Below are 20008 nucleotides of genomic sequence, written 5' to 3'. Positions count from 1 at the left end.
ATGCCCCGTCCCCCGAAGCTGCCGCAGATCGACACCGAGGAGCGGTTCCTCGCGCAGGTGGCATGGGCCTATTACGTCGAGGGGCTGACGCAAGAGAAGGTGGCCGAAAAGCTGGGGGCGACGCGGCTGCGGGTGAACAAGGCGCTGTCGGATGCCCATAAGCGCGGGCTGGTGCGGATCACCTTCAACACGGCTTTCGCGGCCTGCGCCGAATTGGAAGCGGCACTGCGGGCGCGGTTTTCGCTGAAACAGGCCTATGTGGCGCCTGCGCCGATGGAGGCGCGGGATGTGCAGATGGTGGTGGGCGCGGCCTTGGGCAACCTGCTGTCAGAGGTGCTGGCCGACCCAAAGGTGCGGCTGTTTGGCATGTCATGGGGCAATACGCTGAACATCGCCACGCGCTTTGTCGCGGCGATGGAGCGGCCCGACCTCGAGGTGATCTCGGTCATGGGTGGGCTGACCACGGGGTCGGACCTGAACTCTTTCGAGATCACCACGCGGCTGGCCGATCTGGTGGGCGCGCAGCACAGCTATTTCACGGCACCCTTGTATGCCGGGTCGCGGGAAAGCCGCGATACGATCATGGCGCTGGATGTGTTCCGGTCGGTGGTGGAAAAGCTGAAATCGGTCGATGCGCTGGCGATGGCGGCGGGGGATATCTCGACGCGGTCCCTGCTGATGCGGGACGGGTTGCCGTCGGATATATCGATGGAGGAACTGGTCGCGGCGGGGGCGGTGGGCGATGTTCTGGGCACGGTGATCGATGCCGAGGGGCAGGCGATCGACCATCCGATCAACGAGCGGGTGATCGGGATCGGGCTTGATGACCTGCGCGGTGTGCCCAATGTGATCTTGGCGGCGGGCGGGGCCAACAAGCTGGCGGTGAACCGCGCGGTGCTGCGGCGCGGGGTGGTCGACACCTTTGTGACCGACGAGGCAACGGCGCGGGCGCTGCTGGAGCGGGCATGATGCATATCGGGGTCGATCTGGGCACGTCGGGCATCAAGGCGGTGCTGATCGAGGATCTGGCGCGTGTGGTGGCGGTCGCCTCCGAAAGCGTTGCTGTGTCGCGGCCTGCCGTGGGCCATAGCGAGCAGGACGCCGACCTGTGGGTGGCGGCGGTCTTTGCCTGTCTGGACCGCTTGGCTGCCGAAGCCCCGCGCGAGATGGCGGCGGTGCGCGGGATCGGGTTGTCGGGGCAGATGCTGGCGGGGCTGTTTCTGGACGCCGATCTGCGCCCTTTGCGGCCCGCGATCCTGTGGAACGACCAGAGGTCGCTGGCGGAATGTGCGGAACTGCTGGAGCGGGTGCCCGATATCGGGCGGCGCACCAATGGCACGCCCGATCCGGGGATCACCGCGCCCAAGATCATCTGGTTGAGAAAGCACGAGCCTGCGCTGATGGACCGCGCGCGGATGCTGATGCTGACCAAGGATTACGTGCGCCTTGCCCTGACGGGTGACGTGGCGACCGAGCCTTCGGATGCGGGCGGCACGCAGTTGCTGGATTGCCGCACGGGGCGGTGGGATGCGGGGCTTTGCGCGGCGGTGGGCTGGGATATGGCGCATCTGCCGCCGGTGCTGGACAGTTGGGCCGAGGCGGGGGTGCTGCGCCCTGCGCTGGCCGCGCGCTGGGGGATGGGTTCCGTGTCGGTCGCGGCGGGGGCGGGTGACAACATGGGCTCGACCCTTGGCGCGGGCGGGGCGCGGGCCGGCGATGCGGTGTTGACGGTGGGCACCTCGGGCGTGGCTTGCCTTGTCGACGGGGCGTTTCATCCGGGGCCGGAGCGGGCGATCCTGACATCGGCCCATGTGGTGCCCGACACATTCCTGTCGATGGGCGTGGTGATGAGTGCGACAGCCTCGCTCGACTGGATGGGGGCGGTGACGGGGCAGGGGGCGGCGGGCTTGGCGGCGCTGGCCGAGGGGTTTGCGGCAAACGGATCTTTGGCGGATGCGCCGGTGTTCCTGCCCTGCCTCACGGGGGTGAGGACACCGCTCAACCGCCCCGATGCGCTGGGCCGGATCGAGGGGCTGCATCCGGGTGTGACGCCTGCCATGCTGGGCTACGCCACGCTGGAAGGGGTGGCGTTGCAGATGGCCGATTGCGTGGCGGCGCAGCGGTCGGTGGGGGTTTTGGCCGAACGTTTCACGCTTGTGGGCGGTGGGACGCGCAGCGGGTTGTGGCTGCGTCTGATCGCTTCGGCCTTGGGAGAGCCGGTTGCGGTGCTGGCGCGGTCTGACCTTGCGGGGCCGATGGGGGCCGCGAAACTGGCTGCGGTTGCTGCGGGGGGACCGCTTACCCTGTTGTCCGACCGGCCCGATGTGGCGCAGGTGATCGATCCCGATCCACGGCTGACGGACGCCTTGCAGACCCGCCGCCCCCTTTTCGATAACGCCATGTCGCGCCTCTGACCAAGCGGAGCGGCGTGCCGCCGCAAGCCTTTTATCTCGCGCTGACGCGCTCGGGCGAAGAGGGGGCCTGTGCGGCCCCCGCAGCGTACCGCTGCTCCCCCGCAGGATATTTGGGCCGAGAAGAAGGAGCGGGGGGTCTTGTCCCGTTTCTCCTTGGTCCAAATATCCTGGGGGTGAATTGGCCGGAACGGCCAAGAGGGGGTGAAGCCCCCTTTTCTTCGCCGAGCGCTAGCGAGAGGAAAGGCTTGCGCGGGCTTTGCCCGCGCTCCGCTTGATCAGAGGGTGATCGGGGTCAAGACCTGGGGTTCGATCACCGTCACGCCGGGAAGAGCATCGCGCATCGTGTCGGCATTCTGTTCCAGCGCGCCGAAGGTGCGGTAGTGGCAGGGAATGACCGTCTTGAAATCGAAGTAGCGTTTGGCGGCATAGGCGGCGCGTGCCATGTCCATCGTATAATGGCCACCGGCCGACAGGATGCCGATGTCTGGTTTGTGCAGGTCGCCCATCCAGTCCATATCGGCCATGATGTCGGTATCGCCCGAGACATAGATGGTGTGGCCGTCGCCTGCGATCATGAAGCCGCATTCCGACCCGACCGGCACGTCGCCGAGGCTCGATGAGTGGCAGGCGTTGACCAGTGTGGCCTTGGCGCCGTTCAGGGTGACGGTGCCGCCTTTGTTGTATCCGATGATCTTGACGCCTTCGGTTTTCTCGAAATGGGCGGCGAGGTCGTAGATGGCGACGAGCGGGATATCCAGTTCCTTGCAGATCGCGGCGGCGTCTGCCGAATGGTCGCCGTGGCCATGGGTGAGCAGGACGTGGGTGGCGCCACGGATCGCCTCGGCGCGGCGGTCTGCGGGAAACATCGGGTTGCCCGAGAGCCACGGGTCGACCAGCAGGACTGCGGTTTCGAGTTCGATGCGGAAGCCGGAATGGCCGAGCCAGGTGATCTGCATGGGGTATCCTTTGTTAACCTTTGGGATTGTTTTAGCGGCGGATCGGCAAAAGGGAATGCGTGGGGTGGCGGTTTCGGCGGGTGCGGGTCTTGCGGGGTGGCATGGCGGGGGCTAAACGGGCGAAAGCAAATCCGGAGCGAACCCCATGTCCATCGACATCGAGACCGCGCGGCGGGTGGCCAAGCTGGCCCGCATCCGCGTCGAGGAGCCTGACCTGCCCAAGTTGGCCGGTCAGCTGAATGACATCGTGTCCTTCATGGAGCAGTTGAACGAGGTGGATGTCACGGGCATCGAGCCGATGACCAGCGTGACGCCGATGCGTCTGAAGCGGCGGGCCGATGTGGTGACGGATGGCAATATCCAGGCCCAGGTGTTGAAGAACGCGCCCGATGCGCGGGAAGGCTTTTTTGCGGTGCCGAAGGTGGTGGAATGAGCGCGCCCATGACGACTGCAAACACATGGACCATCGCCGCTGCGCGGGACGCGTTGCGCAAGGGCGAGATTTCGGCCGTCGATCTGACCATGTCCTGCCTTACGGCGATCGATGCGGCCGACGGGCTGGGCGCTTTCGTGCACAAGACCCCCGATATCGCGCTGGATCAGGCACGCGCCGCCGATGCGCGGTTGAAGGGCGGGGATGCGCCCGACCTGTGCGGGATTCCGCTGGGCATCAAGGATCTGTTCTGTACCAAGGGCGTGCCGTCGCAGGCGGCTTCCAACATCTTGCGCGGGTTCAAGCCCGAGTATGAATCGACGGTGACCACCAAGCTGTTCGATGCCGGCGCGGTGATGCTGGGCAAGCTGAACATGGACGAATTCGCCATGGGGTCCAGCAACGAGACATCTTGCTATGGCAATGCGGTGAACCCCTGGAAGATCGACGACCGCAAGCTGACGCCGGGCGGATCGTCGGGCGGGTCTGCGGCGGCGGTGGCGGCGGACCTGTGTCTGGGGGCCACGGGCACCGATACGGGCGGGTCGATCCGCCAGCCTGCGGCTTTCACGGGGATCGTGGGGATCAAGCCGACTTACGGGCGGGTTTCGCGTTGGGGGGTGGTGGCTTTCGCCTCATCGCTCGATCAGGCGGGGCCGATGACGAAGAGCGTGCGGGATGCGGCGATTTTCCTTGGCGCCATGTCGGGGCATGATCCGAAGGATTCGACATCGGCCGATCTGGCGGTGCCCGATTTCGAGGCGGCTTTGACCGGCGATATCCGCGGCAAGAAAATCGGCATTCCTGCGGAATACCGCATGGACGGGATGCCTGCCGAGATCGAGGCGCTGTGGGCCAAAGGGGCCGACATGCTGCGCGACGCGGGGGCCGAGATCGTCGATATCAGCCTGCCGCATACGAAATATGCGCTGCCTGCCTATTACGTAATCGCACCTGCCGAAGCGTCGTCGAACCTCGCACGGTATGACGGGGTGCGCTACGGGCATCGGGCGGCCCTGTCGGCGGGCGACGGGATCACCGAGATGTATGAGAAGACCCGCGCCGAGGGGTTCGGCCCCGAGGTGCAGCGCCGGATCATGGTCGGCACCTATGTGTTGTCGGCGGGGTTCTATGACGCCTATTACAACCGCGCGCGCAAGGTGCGGGCGTTGATCAAGCGCGACTTCGATCTGGCTTTCGCGGCGGGGGTCGATGCGATCCTGACGCCTGCCACGCCGTCGAGCGCCTTTGGCCTTGGCGAGATGGCCAGTGCCGATCCGGTCGAGATGTATCTGAACGATGTTTTCACCGTGACGGTGAACCTTGCGGGCTTGCCGGGCGTTTCGGTTCCGGTCGGCCTGGATGCCAAGGGTCTGCCGATGGGCCTGCAACTGATCGGACGGCCCTGGGAAGAGGGCGCGCTGCTCAATCACGCCTATGTGCTGGAGCAGGCCGCGGGCTTTGTGGCAAAGCCGCACAAATGGTGGTAATGGCGCTGGCCAAAGACAAGACAGGCCAAAGACGAAACGGGCATTTGCCAGAAACGGACCGGGGCAGAACCATGCGGACCCAATTTATCCTTTGTCTGACGGTCGGGCTTGCCGCCTGTGCACCGCGCGTGCCGGATTCTGCGGCAGGGGTCGGTTTTGGCGATTACAACAGTTACATGCGCGAACAGGCCGCTTCGGCGGCGCGTCAGCCGGTGGCTCCGGTCTCGCCGCTTTCACAGGCACCTTCGGGCTTTTCTCCTGACATCGCATCTGCAGCGATCGACCGTGCGACCGGCGTTCAGGATCCGAACCAGTCGGTGTTCGCGACAGCGGCGCCGTCGCTCGATCCGGTGAATACCCCGCTTTCGACCAACGTCCAGCCGACCTATACCCAGCCTGCAGCGAATGGCACGCTCGATCCGAACCGGCCTCGTGGCGATGCGCCGACCAATATCCAGACGGAATCGGGCGAGATGGCGCATAACAACACCGGCATCTCGGACGAGCAGGATTTCAGCGCCGTGTCGAGCCGCGAGACGATCGAGAGCGACAAGGAACGGCTGGCCCGCAACCGCGCACAATATCAGGTGGTCCAGCCGACCGCTATTCCGCAGCGGACCGCGACGGGGCCGAATATCGTGGAATTCGCGCTGGCGACGACGCATAATCCTGGCACCCAGATGTATACGCGGTCTTCGCTGCGGCTGACCGACCCGTTGGTGGCCTGTGCCCGCTATGGGTCATCCGATCTGGCGCAGCAGGCGTTTCTGGAATCGGGCGGACCGAAGCGCGACCGCAAGGGGCTGGACCCCGATGGCGACGGATTTGCCTGCCAGTGGGACCCGCGCCCGTTCCGCCTGCAATAAGCGCGTCGGACGTTCGGTTGGAAAGCTGGCCTTCGCCCAACTTCTCGGCGCGGCGCGGCGACGTTTTGCCCGACATGATCGTGCTGCATTACACCGCCATGGCGTCTTGCGCCGAGGCGCGGGCGCGTCTGTGCGACGCGGAGGCGGAAGTGTCGGCGCATTGGCTGGTTTCAGAGACCGGCGAGGCCGAGGCGCTGGTGCCCGAGGCGATGCGGGCCTGGCATGCTGGAGCGGGCGCTTGGGGCGCGGTTGTCGATGTCAATTCACGCTCGATCGGGATCGAGCTTGCCAATGACGGGCGACAGCCCTTTGCCGAGCCCCAGATGGCGGCGCTTGAGGCGTTGCTGGCGGGGATCATGGCGCGCTGGGCCATTCCGCCTGCGCGGGTGATCGGGCATTCGGATATGGCCCCTGCGCGCAAGGCCGATCCGGGGCCAAGGTTCGACTGGCGGCGGCTGGCTTTGCAGGGCTTGGCGGTGTGGCCGGAAAGCGGGACGGCGGATCCGGCAGCGTTCGCGGCGGCGGCCCGTGCCTTCGGCTATGTTGTCGAGGACGAGGCGCTGCTGCTTGCGGCCTTCCGGTTGCGCTTTCGGCCCCATGCGAAGGGACCGCCCGACGCGGTCGATGCAGGGATGGCCTGCGATCTGGCGCGGCGCTTTCCCGTGGCGCTTTGACGTTGACGCAGGCGGGGCGGGGGCGTAAGCCGCACCTCGCGCGGATGGCTGGATGACCGCGGGGTGCAAGCCTCGAGGAAAGTCCGGACTCCATGAAGCAAGGGTGCCGGGTAACCCCCGGCGGGGGCAACCCCAGGGAAAGCGCCACAGAGAAGAGACTACCCCGCATGCGGGGGAAAGGTGAAACGGTGGGGTAAGAGCCCACCGCGGACTTGGCGACAAGGACGGCACGGCAAGCCCCACCCGGAGCAATGCCGAATAGGGGCCTCGCGCGGAAAGGTCTGCTCAGGCAGAGACCTCCGCAGGGACGCTTCAGCCCAGAGGCCCGGGTTGGCAGCTTGACCGCCGTGGTAACACGAGCGGCAGAGGAATGGTCATCCATGGGGGAAGGTCGCAAGATCGGGCCCCGGGACAGAATCCGGCTTACAGGCCATCCGCGCAATCGATGCCTGACCGGGGAAAGGGGCTTCGCCCCTCGCCGCGAGCGGCTCACCCCAGAGTATTTGGGCAAGGATGAAGCCGTTTTCGTGCTTCACCTTTGCGTCAAATACTCCGGGGGAGGCCGAAGGCCGTGGGGGCAGCGCCCCCGTGCGGAGACAAGCGGGCTTGCCCGCGCAGGCGACACAAGAAGCTTGTGCCGCAAGGCACTCAATTAGATGGCAGGGGCGGCGTTTCCGCTGTTGACTCTGGCCCTTGTGCAAGTAAAAGGCGGGCTTCAAGAGATTTCGCGGGGGCAGTGCGTTTCCCCGATGCAGGAGAGACGACCATGGCGAAACCGGCGACGATCAAGATCCGTCTGAACTCGACCGCGGGCACGGGCCACTTCTATGTGACCAAGAAGAACGCCCGCACCATGACCGAGAAGATGTCGGTCAAGAAATACGACCCCGTAAAGCGCGAGCATGTCGAGTACAAGGAAGGCAAGATCAAGTAAGATCTGCCGTTCGGTCTGACAGATGCAGGGCCGCCCTTTGGGCGGTCTTTTGCGTTGGCGCAGGATTTTAGATGCGAATGGCCGCACCTTGCGGAGCGGCCTTGTTTTCCTGCGGGTGGGAAAGGGTCAGACCGTTGACACGGCTTCGCGTTCGTAGCTGTAGACGGTGACTGCGGCTATATCCTCGATCATGCAGGGGAAGCGCTTTTGCAGCAGCGAGATGACATCGGGGCGTTTGTTTTGAACACGGACGAAGTCTTCTTGCGTGTCGAAGCGGGCGATGGCCTGCACCACCCCTTCCTTGCGGAGAAGGACCGTCAGGCCCGAGATGTTCAATTCGCCCACCAGACCGCCCATGCCTTCGGAAATGTAGGTCGCGGCATGGCGCGCGTCGTTCAGGTTCTGGAAACGCAGGTTGTAGATCTTTGCAAGCATGTCAGACACCCACCAGATCGAGCAGATCGGCCATCAGCGCATCGGAGCTGAGCACCGTGCGCCGTGCGGCAAAGCCGGACGGTGCTAGCCCGAGGCGCGATTGCAGGTTGCGGCCGAGCGCCGACAGGACCGCTTCCCCCGCAGGCCCCTTGTCGACAAGCCCCGAGGCGGCGAGGCGGTGGTAGTCGTCGGCGCTGCCCGGCGTGCCTTCGCACAGGCGCAGGTAGCGCACGGCTGTTTCGGTGCGGTCAAGGGAGGGCTGATCGGACAGTTGCGACAGGGCCGAGGCGAAGCGGCGGGCCGAGGCTTCGCGCAGTTCGACCTGGGCTTCGATCACCAGCGCCAATTCCGAGGCGACGCGGCGCATGATCTCGATCTGGTCGGCGGTCAGGTGGCGGGGTTCGTAATCGGTGGCGCAGAGCGTGCCGAGGACGTGGCCTTCGGCTGTCACCAGCGGGAAGGCCGCCCATGCGACGAAACGCGGCTCGCCGGTGACGAGGGGGTGGACCGAGAGTTTCTCATGCAGGCGCATGTCGGCCACGATGTAGGGCGTGGGCTGGGTCAGCGCGAACTGGCACAGCGTCTGGTCGCGGGGCACTTCGGGGACTTGCATGCACTGGGGGAAATTGTGCGACAGGAAGTACTGCCGCGCTTCGTCGATCAGTCCGCAATAGGCGACCGGAAAGCCCGAAAGGCGGCGCATGAGATCGGTGTAGATGTCGAAGCGGTCGGAATGCGCGCTGTCCATCAATCCGGTGCGATGCACCGAGCGCAAGCGAGGGACTTCGTTGGCTGGTTTCTTGGCTGGGATGAACTGGCTCAATTCGATACCTTCTTATTGCATTCGGCACGGATGGTGCCATTGGCAATAACGGCTGGAATTGACCCACGGTTAGGCGCAAATCACGCTATTCTTCTGCAAAAACCAAAAAGGGCCGGTCTGGTGACCGGCCCTTGATGTCTGTCATTTCGGCTGCGTGTTATTCGCGGTTGCCCATGAACTGCAACAGGAACATGAAGATGTTGATGAAGTTCATGTAGAGCGAAAGCGCGCCCATCACGGCGGATTTGCCAAGCCATTCCTGATCGCCATGCGCGGCATGGGCGATGTAGTCGGTCTTGATGCGCTGGGTATCGTAGGCGGTGAGGCCTGCGAAGATGAGAAGGCCGATCACGGTGATCGCGAAGGCCATCGCCGAGGAGGCGATGAAGATGTTGATGATCGAGGCCACGATCAGCCCGACAAGACCCATCATCAGGAAGGTGCCCATGCCCGACAGATCACGCTTGGTGGTGTAGCCGTAAAGCGAGAGCGAGGCGAAGGCGATCGATGTGACGAGGAAGGTCTGCGCGATCGACACGCCGGTGAAGGCCTTGAAAATCCATGCGAGCGACAGGCCCATCACCGCCGAGAAGGCGTAGAAGAACAGCTGTGCCGCCGAGAAGGACATGCGGTTGATCGCGGCGCCGAAGGCAAACACCATCAGAAGCGGCGCGAACATCACGGCCCAGCCAACGATCGTCATGCCGCCTTCGGGCGTACGCAGGACGTTGAGCAGGTCCGAGGTGCCGACAGCCCATGCCACGCCGCCGGTGAGCAGCATGCCGACGGACATCAGCCCGTAAACCTTGTTCATATGGGCGCGAAGCCCGGCGTCGATCTGGGCGGTCCCGGCGCTTGCGCCGACCGTGCGGATCGTTTGGTAGTCAGCCATATATAAGCCTCCGATATTGACCCCCGGCTGCGGATTGTTTGGCCCCGCAGTCCGTATGCGTTCCATATCGGGATCATCGCGCAGCATTTCAAGAACCTGCCGGACGAAAACCCGACGAGGCGGGCCGGCTGCGCGAGTGGCCTTCGCGGGGCTGTTTGCAAAGTGGCGGGAGTGGTTTGTCAGGCCCGCGTGCGGAGGATGACCTTGCCTATTGCGGCACGTGACCGCAAGAGATCGAGGCCGCCGGGAAGGGCATCGAACGGCAGGACGTGCGAGATGTGCGGGGACAGGCGGCCTGCGGCGAACCAGTCGAAGAGGGTGGACAGGGTGGCTGACACGGTTCCGGGTGCGAATTTGGCGTAACCGCCCCACCACAGGCCGATCACGCTGAGGTTCTTGACCAGAAGAAGGTTGGCGGGAATCTGCGGCACGCTGCCGGATGCGAAGCCTATGGTCAGGATGCGTCCGCCGGGGCGGGTGGCGCGCAAGGCGGCTGCAAAGGCATCGCCGCCCACAGGATCATAGACGACATCGACGCCACCGAGGGCTTTCAAGACGGCTTTCAGGTCGGGCGTGTCGCTGTCGATGGTTACGGATGCGCCTGCCGCGCGGGCGATGGCCAGTTTTTCGGGGCCACGGGCGCAGGCGATCACGCGGGCACCGAGGGCGGCGCCGATTTCTACCGCCGTCAGGCCCACGCCTCCGGCCGCGCCAAGGACGAGCAGGGTTTCGGACGGTTGCAGGCGGGCGAGGTGCGACAGGGCGAGGTGCGAGGTGCCATAGGCGATCTGGAAGCCTGCCGCCTGTTCAAAGGAGAGCGCATCGGGGATCGGGACGAGGGTTTCGACGGGAAAGGCTCCGGCCTCGGCCAGCCCGCCGATGCCGGCGTTGCAGGCGACGCGGGTGCCGGGTGCCGGGCCTATGGTGTCGGGGCCGAGGGCAAGGACGGTGCCGGCACATTCGAGGCCGGGAATGAAGGGCAGCGCGGGGCGTTCCTGATAGCGGCCTTCGGCCATGAGGAGGTCGGCGAAGTTCAGACCGCAGGCCTCGATCGCGACCAAAGCCTGTCCGGCGGTCGGAACGGGCCGGGGCAGGTCGCGCATTACGGGTGCGGAGCCGAGGGTTTCGATCTGCCAGGCGCGCATGTTCATTGCTCTTGTTGCGTGTTGCGACGCAAGGAGCCGCAGGTTGGACGGGAATGCGGCTTGCGCTTCGTTGCGTTTTGCGAATTTTTGGCGTGTTATTTGCAAATTGCGAATCAAAAAGCTAAACACGCTAAAGGCGTATATCTTTTGTTTCGAAACCGCACAGGATGATCACTCGCTTTCAGGGGGTAATACTTGTCCGACTGTATAATTAGACATATCCAAAAAGACAGGTTTTCGGGGCTTCGTCCGATTTTTTTCCGTTCTGCTGCGCTTCGCTGATTTTGGCATGGATTATGCTTATAGGTTTGTACGGACAGGTATGCAGGAGCTTTGAGCCATGAAACACCCGGTTGACGCGCATGTGGGCAAGCGTATCCGCCATCGTCGCTGGATGGTGGGGATGACGCAACAGCAATTGGCCGACAAGGTCGGGATCAAGTTCCAGCAGATCCAGAAATACGAGACCGGGATGAACCGCGTTTCGGCATCGCGGCTTTGGGATGTGGCAGATGCGCTGGGTGTGACCATCGGCTTCTTCTTCGAAGGGCTGGATGATGCCCGCGAGACGGCCCGTGCCGCCGAAAGCGATTTCATGGCCGACAAGGAAGCGCTGGAACTGGTGCGGTCGTATTACGCGATCCCCGAGGCGCAGCGCCGCCGCCTGTTCGATCTGGCCCGCGTGCTGAGCGACGCGGCCTGAGGGCCGAGACGACTTGCCATGCTTGACGCGTATCCTTCCCGCGCTTAGGCGGGGAGGGCAGTCAGGCGGAGGCAGATATGGAACGGATTTCGGCAGACGAGGCGGAAGATATCTTTGCGACCGCAGCCGAACTGGCAGAAGCCGCGCGCGAGGCGACGCTTCTGCATTTCCGCTCGGGCGGGCTGACGGCAGACAACAAGGAAGTGGAGCGGTTCGATCCGGTGACGGTGGCGGACCGGCTGTCCGAGACGCGGATGCGCGAGATATTGGCGCGGCGGCGTCCGGCGGACGGTGTGCTGGGCGAGGAGTTCGGGCCTGTCGCGGGGACGAGCGGGCTGACCTGGGTGCTCGACCCCATCGACGGGACGCGCGGGTATCTTTCCGGCACGCCGACCTGGGGGGTGCTGATCTCGGTGCGTGACGCGGCGGGGCCGGTCTACGGGGTGATCGACCAGCCCTATATCCGCGAGCGGTTCGAGGGTGGTCTGGGGCGGGCGCTGGTGACGGGGCCTTCGGGGGTTGCGCCCCTGCGCTGCCGCGCGGCGCGGCCTTTGGGCGAGGCGATCCTGTTTTCGACCTTTCCCGAGGTGGGCACGCCCGAGGAGGGGGCCGCGTTCCGCCGTGTGGCCGGGCGGGCGAAGCTGGTGCGCTATGGCACGGATTGCTACGCCTATGCGCTGGTTGCGGCGGGGATGATCGATCTGGTGATCGAGGCGGGGTTGCAGGCCTATGACGTGCAGGCGCCGATTGCGGTGATCGAGGCGGCGGGTGGCATCATGACCGATTGGCAGGGGCGGCCCTGCCATGACGGAGGCCGCGTGCTGGCTGCGGCCAATGCGGAGATCCATGCCGAGGCGCTGGCGCTGCTGAACGGCTGACCAAACGGAGCGCGGGCAGGCCCGCGCAAGTCTTTCATCTCGCTTACGCTCGGGTGAAGAGGGGGGCTTCGCGCCCCCCGAGGGGCCGTGCGGCCCCTCTCCCCCGGCGGGATATTTGGGCGAGTGTGAATGGGTTTGAGGGGAAGGCTGGGTTGGGGTAGGGTTTCCGGGCTTGGCGCGAGTCCTTTCCCCTTCTGTCGCGCGGGTTTGGCCGGAGTGGCTTGCACCGAAGGGTCGGGGGGTTTGCCATGGACGAGGTTTTGATCCGCGGGGCTGCGGCCGTTGTCACGATGGACGGGGCGCGGCGCGAGATTGCGGGCGGGGATGTGCTGATCCGCGGCGGGGTGATCGCGGGCGTTGGCACGGGGCTTGTGACCACCGGCGAGGTGGTCGAGGCGCGGGGCTGCGTGGTGACGCCGGGGTTGGTGAACACGCATCACCATCTGTACCAGACTTTGACGCGGGCGGTTCCCGGCGGGCAGGATGCGCTGCTGTTTGGCTGGTTGAAGACGCTGTACCCGATCTGGGCGCGGTTCGGGCCGGAGGAGGTGTTCGTGTCAGCTCAGGTCGGGTTGGCGGAACTGGCGCTTTCGGGGTGTTCGCTGACCTCGGACCATCTGTACCTTTATCCGGGCGGGGCGCGGCTGGAAGATACGATCGATGCGGCGGGCGAGGTGGGGTTGCGGTTCCATCCGACGCGGGGGGCGATGAGCATCGGCGAGAGCGATGGCGGGTTGCCGCCGGATGCGCTGGTGGAGCGCGAGGCGGATATACTGGAAGATATGGTTCGTGTGGTGGACGCGTTTCACGATGCGGGCGAGGGGGCGATGGTGCGGGTGGGGCTGGCGCCCTGTTCGCCGTTTTCGGTGAGCCGCGATCTGATGCGGGAAGCGGCGGTTCTGGCGCGGGACAAGGGCGTGATGCTGCACACCCATCTGGCGGAGAACGACGAGGATATTGCGTATTCGCTGGCCAAGTTCGGCTGCCGTCCGGGACAATATGCCGAAGATCTGGGATGGACGGGGGAAGATGTCTGGCACGCGCATTGCGTGAAGCTGGACGGGGCCGAGATTTCGCTTTTCGCGCGGTCAGGCACGGGGGTGGCGCATTGTCCTTGCTCGAATTGTCGGTTGGGGTCGGGGATTGCTCCGGTGCGGGCGATGCGGGATGCGGGGGTGAAGGTGGGGTTGGGGGTCGACGGATCGGCCAGCAACGATGCGGGCAACCTGATCGGCGAGGCGCGTCAGGCCATGCTGTTGCAGCGGGTGGCGCTGGGGGCGGATGCGATGGGCGCACGCGAGGCGCTGGAGATTGCGACGCTGGGCGGGGCGCTGGTGCTGGGGCGCGGCGATTGCGGGTCGCTGGAGGTTGGCAAGAGAGCCGATATTGCCGTGTGGGACGTGTCGGGGGTGGAAGCTGCGGGGGCATGGGATCCGGTGGCCGCGCTGGTCTTTTGTGGTCCGATGCGGGTGCGCGATCTGTTCGTCGAGGGGCGTCGGGTGGTAAGGGACGGGCAGATGGCGACGGTCGATCTGGGACGGGTTGTCGAGACGCAGAACAGGCTGGCAGCAAGGCTGATGGGATAGAAGATGGCGATTGCACATAATTACGAGGCGCAGCGGCGCGAGACATTCGCCAGTTTCAAGGGGGTGAAGAACCTGCCTGCGACGGCGATGGTCGAGTTCGTGTTCTTTCTGGAAGAGACGGATGCGAATTGGGCGGGGCTGGAGAAGGAGTTGAAGGCCAAGGGGTTCAAGACCCAGCGCGAGGAGGACGGCATTTCGCTGGTGGCGAGTGTCGGGCCGATTCCGGTGACGCCCGAGGCGATCTGGGAGAAGGAGCGGCTGTCGACCGAGATTGCGCTGCGGCATGATTTCTACCCTGACGGGTGGGATCTGGCGGAATAGGCCAGAAAATCTGATAAATCCTCTTCTTTGCCAAGCGGCGGCGGAAGAATTGTTACATTGGCATGCGATGGAGGCTTGCCGGATTGTAACAAGGTCTTTTAGCTTTGTAACAGGTCGGTTCGAGAGGGCTGCCAAGCCGGTGCTTGGCGTGCCTTATGGAAACCGGTCAGTAATTTCTGACCAGGGAGATGAAGAATGACGATTCGCAAAATGCTTATGGCTTCGGCGGGAATGGCCGCCATGCTGGCCGCGCCGATGGCTGTGGCTCAATCGCTGGAAGAGATCGAGGCCGCTGCCACGACCGAAGGCACGCTGACCACGATCGCGCTGCCGCATGACTGGTGTGGCTATGGCGACATCATCGCCTCGTTCAAGGCGAAGCATCCTGAGCTGACCGTGAACGAACTGAACCCCGATGCGGGTTCGGCCGACGAGATCGAGGCCATCAAGGCCAACAAGGACAACAAAGGCCCGCAGGCGCCCGACGTCATCGACGTGGGTCTGGCCTTCGGACCTTCGGCCAAGGCCGAGGGGCTGACGCAGCCCTACAAGGTCGCCACCTGGGACGCGATCCCGGAAGGCATCAAGGATGCGGACGGGCATTGGTACGGTGCCTATTACGGTGTGATGGCTTTCGTCGTGAACAAGGACCTCGTTGCCAACGTTCCGCAGGACTGGGCCGATCTGATGAAGCCCGAATATGCGGGACAGATTGCGCTGACCGGCGATCCGCGGTCGTCGAACCAGGCGATCTCGGCCATCATGGCAGCTGGCATGTCGACGGGCGCCAAAGCCGGTGCCGATGCTGGCAAGGCCGGTCTCGAGTTCTTCAAGCAGTTGAACGATGCGGGCAATTTCGTTCCGGCCGTCGGCAAGTCCGGCACGCTGGCACAAGGCACCACGCCGATCATCATCGCATGGGACTATAACGGTCTGGCATGGGGCAAGAGCCTTGCAGGCAACCCGCCGGTCGAGGTGGTCGTGCCGAAATCGACCGCCCTTGCCGGTGTCTATGTGCAGGCGATCAGCGCTTACGCTCCGCAGCCCAATGCCGCGAAGCTTTGGATGGAGCACATCTTCTCGGACGAGGGGCAGCTTGGCTACATCAAGGGCGGTTGCCATACCGCGCGCTTCGACGAGATGGTTTCGGCTGGCAAGGTGCCGCAGGAGGTTCTCGACGCCATGCCGCCGGCAGAAGCCTACAAGAACGCCTATTTCCCGACGCTCGAGGAAGTTGACGCCAACAAGGCGGCAGTGACCGAGGGCTGGGACGCCACTGTCGGCGCAGTCGTCGAGTAAGCGATAGAGACGGCGACGCCCGCCCTGCCGGTTGGCGGGGCGGGCGTTTGCCATGGGTAGGGGCCGCGCGATGGCCTTGGATGTTTTGCGTGACGACAGACAGGGGAGCCGGATGGCCAGAGACGAAGCAGCGCCACGAAAGCGCCTGCGCCTGCCGTTGGAATGGCTGGGGCTGTTGCCCTTTGCCGTGTTTGCCCTGCTGTTCCTGATACTGCCGACCATGAAGGTGGTGATCGGGGCATTCCAGGATGTGGATGGCGGGTTCACCTTTCAGAACATGGTCGATCTGAACACCGGTTCGATCCGCGCCGCCTATTGGACGTCGATCAAGCTGTCGGTGATCTCGGCTGTGCTGGGTTGTGCCATCGGCTTTGCGATGGCGGCGGCGGTGGTGTTCGGCGGGCTGCCCAAGGGAATTCGCGGACCGCTTCTGACCTTTTCGGGTGTCGCATCCAATTTTGCGGGCGTGCCTCTGGCATTTGCCTTTATCGCCACGCTGGGGCCTGCGGGTCTGGTGACGCTGTGGCTGAAGACCGAGTTCGGGATCAACCTGCGGGCTTTAGGCTTCAATCTGCTGAGCGTATGGGGCTTGGTGGTTACCTATCTGTTCTTCCAGATTCCGTTGATGATCTTGATCATCACGCCCGCGCTTGACGGGTTGAAGCGCGAATGGCGCGAGGCGGCGGCGGTTTTGGGCGCGACCGGCGCGCAGTATTGGCGGATGGTGGCATTGCCCATTCTGTTTCCGTCGCTTCTGGGGACTTTCGCGCTTTTGTTCGCCAATGCTTTCGGGGCCGTTGCCACGGCCTTTGCGCTGGCCGGGCCGCAGTTGAACATCGTGCCGATCAAGCTGTTCGCGCAGATCAGGGGCGATGTGCTGGGCAATCCGAACCTTGGCTATGCGCTGGCTTTCGGGATGATCGTGATCACGGGGTTGGCCAATGTGACCTATATCGTGCTGCGAACGCGGTCGGAGAGGTGGCTGAAATGAGCCGGATCGCGGCTTGGGCCGCTTTGATTTTCGGGTCGCTGTTCTTTCTGCTGCCCCTTGTCGGGATGACCGAGTTCAGTCTGAAGATGCGGCGCGGGGTTTATTCGTTCGACGCCTATGTGAAGGTGTTCGAAGACCCGACGTTCTGGGCCACCTTCGGCTATTCGCTGGGGCTGGCGGCGGCGACCATCGTGGTGGGCGTGGTGCTGGTGGTGCCGACGGCCTATTGGGTGCGGCTGAAACTGCCGCAGGCGCGGCCTGTGATCGAGTTCATCACGCTTTTGCCGCTGGTCATTCCGGCCATCGTCATCGTGTTCGGTTATATCCGGCTTTACAACACGTCGAGCTGGTTGCCGTTGACGGGGTCTGCGGTGGGGACGGATATCCTGCTGACCATGGGCTATACGACGCTGGCGCTGCCTTACATGTATCGTGCGGTGGATACCGGACTGCGGACCATCGATGTCGCGACCTTGACCGAGGCCGCGCAAAGCCTCGGGGCCGGGTGGTTTACCATCATGGCGCGGATCATCCTGCCCAATGTGCTGGTGGCGGTGCTGTCGGGCGCTTTCCTGACGCTGGCCATCGTGATCGGCGAATTCACCATGGCGGCTTTGCTGAACCGTCCGGCGTTCGGGCCGTTCATGCAACTGCTGGGGGCCAACCGCGCCTATGAGCCGCCTGCGCTGGCGGTGATCGCCTTTGCGATCACATGGGCCTGCATGGGGCTGATCCAGCTTGTCACCCGTTTCTCGAAACACGAAAGGGCGAAAGCCTGATGGCATTCCTTGAGCTTAGCAATCTGGTCAAGACCTTCGGTGCGAACCGTGTGGTCAAGGATTTCGACCTGTCGATCGACAAGGGTGAGTTCGTGTCGCTGCTGGGGCCTTCGGGCTGTGGCAAGACCACGGTGCTGCGGATGGTGGCGGGATTCGAGACGCCGACGGCGGGGACCATCCATATCGACGGGCAGGACGTGACGGGGCAGAAGCCCAATGAACGCGCGATTGGCATGATGTTTCAGGCCTATGCGCTGTTTCCCAACATGACGGTGGCGGACAACGTGGCCTTTGGCCTGAAGGTCAAGGGCGTGGCACGGGGCGAGCGTGACAAGGTGGTGGCCGAGATGCTGCGCTTGATCGGTCTGCCCGATCTGGGCGGGCGCTTCCCGTTCCAGCTTTCGGGCGGGCAGCAACAGCGGGTCGCTTTGGCGCGGGCGCTGGCGGTGCGGCCGCGCGTGCTGCTGCTGGACGAGCCTTTGTCGGCGCTGGATGCGAAGATACGCGTGTCTTTGCGGACCGAGATACGGGAAATCCAGCGCGAGTTGGGGATCACGGCGGTCTTCGTGACGCATGATCAGGAAGAGGCGCTGTCGATGTCGGACCGCGTGGTGGTGATGAACGGCGGGATTGCCGAACAGGTGGGCACGCCGTTCGAAGTGTATAACCGCCCGACGACGCGCTTTGTCGCCACCTTCGTCGGCACGCTGAACCTGTTCGAGGCGGAAGCGGAAGGCGCGGGTGCCTTGCGGATCGGCGGGGTGACGGTGCGGCTGTCCGACGAGATGGAGGCCACGCGGGGCGGGCGGCTGACTGTGGCGCTGCGACCGGAATCGCTGCATTTGGGTGCGGGCGAGGTGACGTTGCCTGCCAAGGTGGAAGCGGTCGAATTCCTCGGGTCGATCCTGCGGATCAAGGCGCGGGTGGCGGGCACGCAGGTGGCTCTGGACACGTTCAACCGTGCTGATGCGCCGCCGCCTGCCGTGGGGGTTGAAACCTCGGTCAGTTTTTCGGCGCGCGATCTGGTGGTGTTGAACGCCTAACGCGGCTTGCCGTTGATCCAGACTGCGCGGATGGCGCGGTCGTCGCCCATCATGATGGTGGGGAAAAGCTGCTGCCAGAGGGTTTCGGCGCGGCGGGTGGCTTGTTCGATTGCGGGGGTCGAGGCGAGGTCGAGGATGGTGAGGTCGGCCTCCATCCCTGCGGCGATGTTGCCGATGCGGGTTTCGGCGTGCAGCGCGCGGGCCGAACCTACGGTGGCAAGCCAGATGAGTTGTGCGGGGTGCAGCGCGTTGCCGCGCAACTGGCCGACCTCGTAGGCGGCGGCCATGGTGCGGAGCATCGAGAAATTGGAGCCGCCGCCGGTATCGGTGGCGAGGCCGACACGGAGCTGCGTGGCGAGCGTCATGTCAAAAAGGCCCGAGCCGATGAAGGTGTTCGATGTCGGGCAATGGACCAGGGATGCGCCTGCCTCGATCAGGCGGGCGCGTTCGCGGTCTGTCAGGTGGATGGCGTGGCCGTAAAGCGCGCCTTGGCGCAGCAGCCCTTGGGCTTCGTAGGTGTCGAGGTAGTCGCGTGATTGGGGGAAGAGGTCGCGCACCCATGCGATTTCGTCGGTCTGTTCCGAAAGGTGGGTTTGCATCAGGCAATCGGGGTATTCGCGCCAGAGTTGGCCGAGGGCCGCGAGTTGTTCGGGCGTGGAGGTGGGCGAGAAGCGGGGGGTGATGACGTAAGACAGGCGGTCTGCGCCGTGCCACTTTTCCAGCAGGCGCTTGGAGTCGTCATAGGCCGATTGCGCGGTGTCGCGCAGCCCTTCGGGGGCGTTGCGGTCCATGCAGGTCTTGCCCGCGTAAAGGCGCATGCTGCGGGACTGGGCGGCGGCGAAGATGGCGTCGACGCTTTCGGGGTGGATGGTGGTGTAGGTGCAGACGGTTGTCGTGCCGTGGGCGGTGACGAGGTTCAGGTAGCGATCGGCGATTTCGGCGGCATAGGCGGGATCTGCAAAGCGCATTTCTTCGGGGAAGGTGTAGCTGTTCAGCCAGTCGATCAGGCGTTTGCCCCATGAGGCGATGATCGCGGTTTGCGGGTAGTGGACATGGGCGTCGATGAAGCCTGCGGTGATGAGGCTGCGTCCGTAGTCATGCAAGGTGGCCTGCGGGTGCTTGCGGCGCAACGTATCTGCGGGGCCTGTGGCAGTGATGCGGCCGTTTTCAACCAAGACCGCGCCGTGGCTTTCATGACGGGCAGCGGCTTCGCCCGCAACGAAGGGGTCGGCGGTGAAGGACAGAACCTGTCCCAGCAGCAGATCGGCCATACGCGTATTCTCCTGTGTCGTCACCGCTTTGTCATGAGCGATTAACGCCCGCTTGCAAAGCTATGCGTAATTGGC

The 20008-nt window shown here is 64.4% G+C and carries 21 protein-coding genes and 1 other RNA gene; 16 read left to right on the top strand and 6 right to left on the bottom strand.

The window, feature by feature from the left end:
* Both HYN69_RS12145 and HYN69_RS12140 read left to right on the top strand, forming a co-directional pair.
* Complete coding sequence (locus HYN69_RS12145) at window positions 1–969, top strand: sugar-binding transcriptional regulator (RefSeq protein WP_108435969.1); 969 nt, start codon at window positions 1–3, stop codon at window positions 967–969.
* Window positions 966–2414 carry a xylulokinase gene (locus tag HYN69_RS12140; protein ID WP_108435968.1) on the top strand — a complete coding sequence of 483 codons (1449 nt, stop codon included), beginning with the start codon at window positions 966–968 and terminating at the stop codon, window positions 2412–2414. Before HYN69_RS12145 ends, HYN69_RS12140 begins: the two co-directional genes overlap by 4 nt.
* A gap of 275 nt (window positions 2415–2689) precedes the next feature.
* Here the strand turns inward: HYN69_RS12140 and HYN69_RS12135 are convergent, their stop codons facing one another.
* On the bottom strand, window positions 2690–3370 hold the full coding sequence (locus HYN69_RS12135; RefSeq protein ID WP_108435967.1) for a metal-dependent hydrolase: 681 nt from the start codon (window positions 3368–3370) through the stop codon (window positions 2690–2692).
* 145 nt (window positions 3371–3515) lie between these two features.
* On the opposite strand from HYN69_RS12135, the gene gatC reads away from it, so the two are divergent.
* From gatC to rpmG, 6 genes are all read left to right on the top strand, one after another.
* Window positions 3516–3803, top strand: a complete 288-nt coding sequence (gene gatC, locus HYN69_RS12130; protein ID WP_108435966.1) for an Asp-tRNA(Asn)/Glu-tRNA(Gln) amidotransferase subunit GatC — start codon at window positions 3516–3518, stop codon at window positions 3801–3803.
* A gap of 8 nt (window positions 3804–3811) precedes the next feature.
* On the top strand, window positions 3812–5293 hold the full coding sequence (gatA, locus tag HYN69_RS12125) for an Asp-tRNA(Asn)/Glu-tRNA(Gln) amidotransferase subunit GatA (RefSeq protein WP_108435965.1): 1482 nt from the start codon (window positions 3812–3814) through the stop codon (window positions 5291–5293).
* A 71-nt stretch (window positions 5294–5364) separates the two neighbouring features.
* A complete protein-coding gene (locus tag HYN69_RS12120; protein ID WP_108437187.1) occupies window positions 5365–6159 on the top strand; it encodes a hypothetical protein in 795 nt (264 codons plus the stop codon).
* Window positions 6160–6233: 74 nt separating this feature from the next.
* Window positions 6234–6833, top strand: coding sequence for an N-acetylmuramoyl-L-alanine amidase (locus HYN69_RS12115; protein WP_108437186.1), 600 nt, complete (start codon window positions 6234–6236; stop codon window positions 6831–6833).
* Window positions 6834–6873: 40 nt separating this feature from the next.
* Window positions 6874–7275, top strand: an RNA gene (gene rnpB, locus HYN69_RS12110) — RNase P RNA component class A.
* A gap of 324 nt (window positions 7276–7599) precedes the next feature.
* Complete coding sequence (gene rpmG, locus HYN69_RS12105) at window positions 7600–7767, top strand: 50S ribosomal protein L33 (RefSeq protein ID WP_108435964.1); 168 nt, start codon at window positions 7600–7602, stop codon at window positions 7765–7767.
* A gap of 126 nt (window positions 7768–7893) precedes the next feature.
* On the opposite strand, the gene HYN69_RS12100 is transcribed toward rpmG, so the two are convergent.
* The 4 genes from HYN69_RS12100 to HYN69_RS12085 all read right to left on the bottom strand — a co-directional run bounded on the left by HYN69_RS12100 (window position 7894) and on the right by HYN69_RS12085 (window position 11062).
* Window positions 7894–8202: a hypothetical protein gene (locus HYN69_RS12100; RefSeq protein ID WP_108435963.1), complete on the bottom strand. Its 309-nt coding sequence runs from the start codon at window positions 8200–8202 to the stop codon at window positions 7894–7896.
* A 1-nt stretch (window position 8203) separates the two neighbouring features.
* Window positions 8204–9025 (bottom strand): GAF domain-containing protein, encoded by an 822-nt coding sequence (locus HYN69_RS12095; RefSeq protein ID WP_159082451.1) that lies wholly within the window; start codon window positions 9023–9025, stop codon window positions 8204–8206.
* Window positions 9026–9182: 157 nt separating this feature from the next.
* Window positions 9183–9917 carry a Bax inhibitor-1/YccA family protein gene (locus HYN69_RS12090; RefSeq protein WP_108437185.1) on the bottom strand — a complete coding sequence of 245 codons (735 nt, stop codon included), beginning with the start codon at window positions 9915–9917 and terminating at the stop codon, window positions 9183–9185.
* 179 nt (window positions 9918–10096) lie between these two features.
* The gene (locus tag HYN69_RS12085) at window positions 10097–11062 is read right to left on the bottom strand and encodes an NADPH:quinone oxidoreductase family protein (RefSeq protein ID WP_108437184.1); all 966 of its coding nucleotides are present in this window, start codon (window positions 11060–11062) and stop codon (window positions 10097–10099) included.
* A gap of 340 nt (window positions 11063–11402) precedes the next feature.
* Between HYN69_RS12085 and HYN69_RS12080 the strand changes: the two genes are divergently transcribed.
* The 8 genes from HYN69_RS12080 to HYN69_RS12045 all read left to right on the top strand — a co-directional run bounded on the left by HYN69_RS12080 (window position 11403) and on the right by HYN69_RS12045 (window position 18662).
* Window positions 11403–11765, top strand: coding sequence for a helix-turn-helix domain-containing protein (locus HYN69_RS12080; protein WP_108435961.1), 363 nt, complete (start codon window positions 11403–11405; stop codon window positions 11763–11765).
* Between the two features lie 77 nt (window positions 11766–11842).
* Window positions 11843–12643, top strand: coding sequence for an inositol monophosphatase family protein (locus tag HYN69_RS12075; RefSeq protein ID WP_108435960.1), 801 nt, complete (start codon window positions 11843–11845; stop codon window positions 12641–12643).
* 248 nt (window positions 12644–12891) lie between these two features.
* A complete protein-coding gene (locus tag HYN69_RS12070; RefSeq protein ID WP_108435959.1) occupies window positions 12892–14229 on the top strand; it encodes an 8-oxoguanine deaminase in 1338 nt (445 codons plus the stop codon).
* A gap of 3 nt (window positions 14230–14232) precedes the next feature.
* Window positions 14233–14550, top strand: coding sequence for a ribonuclease E inhibitor RraB (locus HYN69_RS12065; protein WP_108435958.1), 318 nt, complete (start codon window positions 14233–14235; stop codon window positions 14548–14550).
* Window positions 14551–14745: 195 nt separating this feature from the next.
* Window positions 14746–15849 carry an ABC transporter substrate-binding protein gene (locus HYN69_RS12060; protein WP_108435957.1) on the top strand — a complete coding sequence of 368 codons (1104 nt, stop codon included), beginning with the start codon at window positions 14746–14748 and terminating at the stop codon, window positions 15847–15849.
* Window positions 15850–15961: 112 nt separating this feature from the next.
* Entirely contained in the window at window positions 15962–16840 is an 879-nt protein-coding gene (locus HYN69_RS12055) for an ABC transporter permease (RefSeq protein ID WP_108435956.1), read from the top strand.
* A complete protein-coding gene (locus HYN69_RS12050) occupies window positions 16837–17619 on the top strand; it encodes an ABC transporter permease (protein ID WP_108435955.1) in 783 nt (260 codons plus the stop codon). The genes HYN69_RS12055 and HYN69_RS12050 overlap by 4 nt, the downstream gene beginning before the upstream one ends.
* Window positions 17619–18662: an ABC transporter ATP-binding protein gene (locus tag HYN69_RS12045; RefSeq protein ID WP_108435954.1), complete on the top strand. Its 1044-nt coding sequence runs from the start codon at window positions 17619–17621 to the stop codon at window positions 18660–18662. The genes HYN69_RS12050 and HYN69_RS12045 overlap by 1 nt, the downstream gene beginning before the upstream one ends.
* On the opposite strand, the gene guaD is transcribed toward HYN69_RS12045, so the two are convergent.
* Window positions 18659–19933 (bottom strand): guanine deaminase, encoded by a 1275-nt coding sequence (guaD, locus tag HYN69_RS12040; RefSeq protein WP_108435953.1) that lies wholly within the window; start codon window positions 19931–19933, stop codon window positions 18659–18661. The two genes, HYN69_RS12045 and guaD, sit on opposite strands and share 4 nt — an antisense overlap.
* Between the last annotated feature and the right edge of the window lie 75 nt (window positions 19934–20008).

The sequence above is a fragment of the Gemmobacter aquarius genome, from assembly GCF_003060865.1.
In the GTDB taxonomy this organism is placed as follows: Bacteria; Pseudomonadota; Alphaproteobacteria; order Rhodobacterales; family Rhodobacteraceae; genus Paragemmobacter; species Paragemmobacter aquarius.
Note: the sequence above shows the minus strand (reverse complement) of the source record. Positions and strands in the feature narration are given on the sequence as shown.

What these genes read in the sequence shown, in the direction of transcription:
- HYN69_RS12115 (WP_108437186.1), top strand. Translation starts at nt 6,234, where the DNA reads ATGATCGTGCTGCATTACACCGCCATGGCGTCTTGCGCCGAGGCGCGG.
- HYN69_RS12090 (WP_108437185.1), bottom strand. Translation starts at nt 9,917, where the DNA reads ATGGCTGACTACCAAACGATCCGCACGGTCGGCGCAAGCGCCGGGACC.
- guaD (WP_108435953.1), bottom strand. Translation starts at nt 19,933, where the DNA reads ATGGCCGATCTGCTGCTGGGACAGGTTCTGTCCTTCACCGCCGACCCC.
- HYN69_RS12135 (WP_108435967.1), bottom strand. Translation starts at nt 3,370, where the DNA reads ATGCAGATCACCTGGCTCGGCCATTCCGGCTTCCGCATCGAACTCGAA.
- HYN69_RS12100 (WP_108435963.1), bottom strand. Translation starts at nt 8,202, where the DNA reads ATGCTTGCAAAGATCTACAACCTGCGTTTCCAGAACCTGAACGACGCG.
- HYN69_RS12085 (WP_108437184.1), bottom strand. Translation starts at nt 11,062, where the DNA reads ATGCGCGCCTGGCAGATCGAAACCCTCGGCTCCGCACCCGTAATGCGC.
- HYN69_RS12140 (WP_108435968.1), top strand. Translation starts at nt 966, where the DNA reads ATGATGCATATCGGGGTCGATCTGGGCACGTCGGGCATCAAGGCGGTG.
- gatA (WP_108435965.1), top strand. Translation starts at nt 3,812, where the DNA reads ATGACGACTGCAAACACATGGACCATCGCCGCTGCGCGGGACGCGTTG.
- rpmG (WP_108435964.1), top strand. Translation starts at nt 7,600, where the DNA reads ATGGCGAAACCGGCGACGATCAAGATCCGTCTGAACTCGACCGCGGGC.
- HYN69_RS12145 (WP_108435969.1), top strand. Translation starts at nt 1, where the DNA reads ATGCCCCGTCCCCCGAAGCTGCCGCAGATCGACACCGAGGAGCGGTTC.
- HYN69_RS12080 (WP_108435961.1), top strand. Translation starts at nt 11,403, where the DNA reads ATGAAACACCCGGTTGACGCGCATGTGGGCAAGCGTATCCGCCATCGT.
- HYN69_RS12075 (WP_108435960.1), top strand. Translation starts at nt 11,843, where the DNA reads ATGGAACGGATTTCGGCAGACGAGGCGGAAGATATCTTTGCGACCGCA.
- HYN69_RS12065 (WP_108435958.1), top strand. Translation starts at nt 14,233, where the DNA reads ATGGCGATTGCACATAATTACGAGGCGCAGCGGCGCGAGACATTCGCC.
- HYN69_RS12120 (WP_108437187.1), top strand. Translation starts at nt 5,365, where the DNA reads ATGCGGACCCAATTTATCCTTTGTCTGACGGTCGGGCTTGCCGCCTGT.
- HYN69_RS12045 (WP_108435954.1), top strand. Translation starts at nt 17,619, where the DNA reads ATGGCATTCCTTGAGCTTAGCAATCTGGTCAAGACCTTCGGTGCGAAC.
- HYN69_RS12050 (WP_108435955.1), top strand. Translation starts at nt 16,837, where the DNA reads ATGAGCCGGATCGCGGCTTGGGCCGCTTTGATTTTCGGGTCGCTGTTC.
- HYN69_RS12055 (WP_108435956.1), top strand. Translation starts at nt 15,962, where the DNA reads ATGGCCAGAGACGAAGCAGCGCCACGAAAGCGCCTGCGCCTGCCGTTG.
- HYN69_RS12070 (WP_108435959.1), top strand. Translation starts at nt 12,892, where the DNA reads ATGGACGAGGTTTTGATCCGCGGGGCTGCGGCCGTTGTCACGATGGAC.
- gatC (WP_108435966.1), top strand. Translation starts at nt 3,516, where the DNA reads ATGTCCATCGACATCGAGACCGCGCGGCGGGTGGCCAAGCTGGCCCGC.
- HYN69_RS12060 (WP_108435957.1), top strand. Translation starts at nt 14,746, where the DNA reads ATGACGATTCGCAAAATGCTTATGGCTTCGGCGGGAATGGCCGCCATG.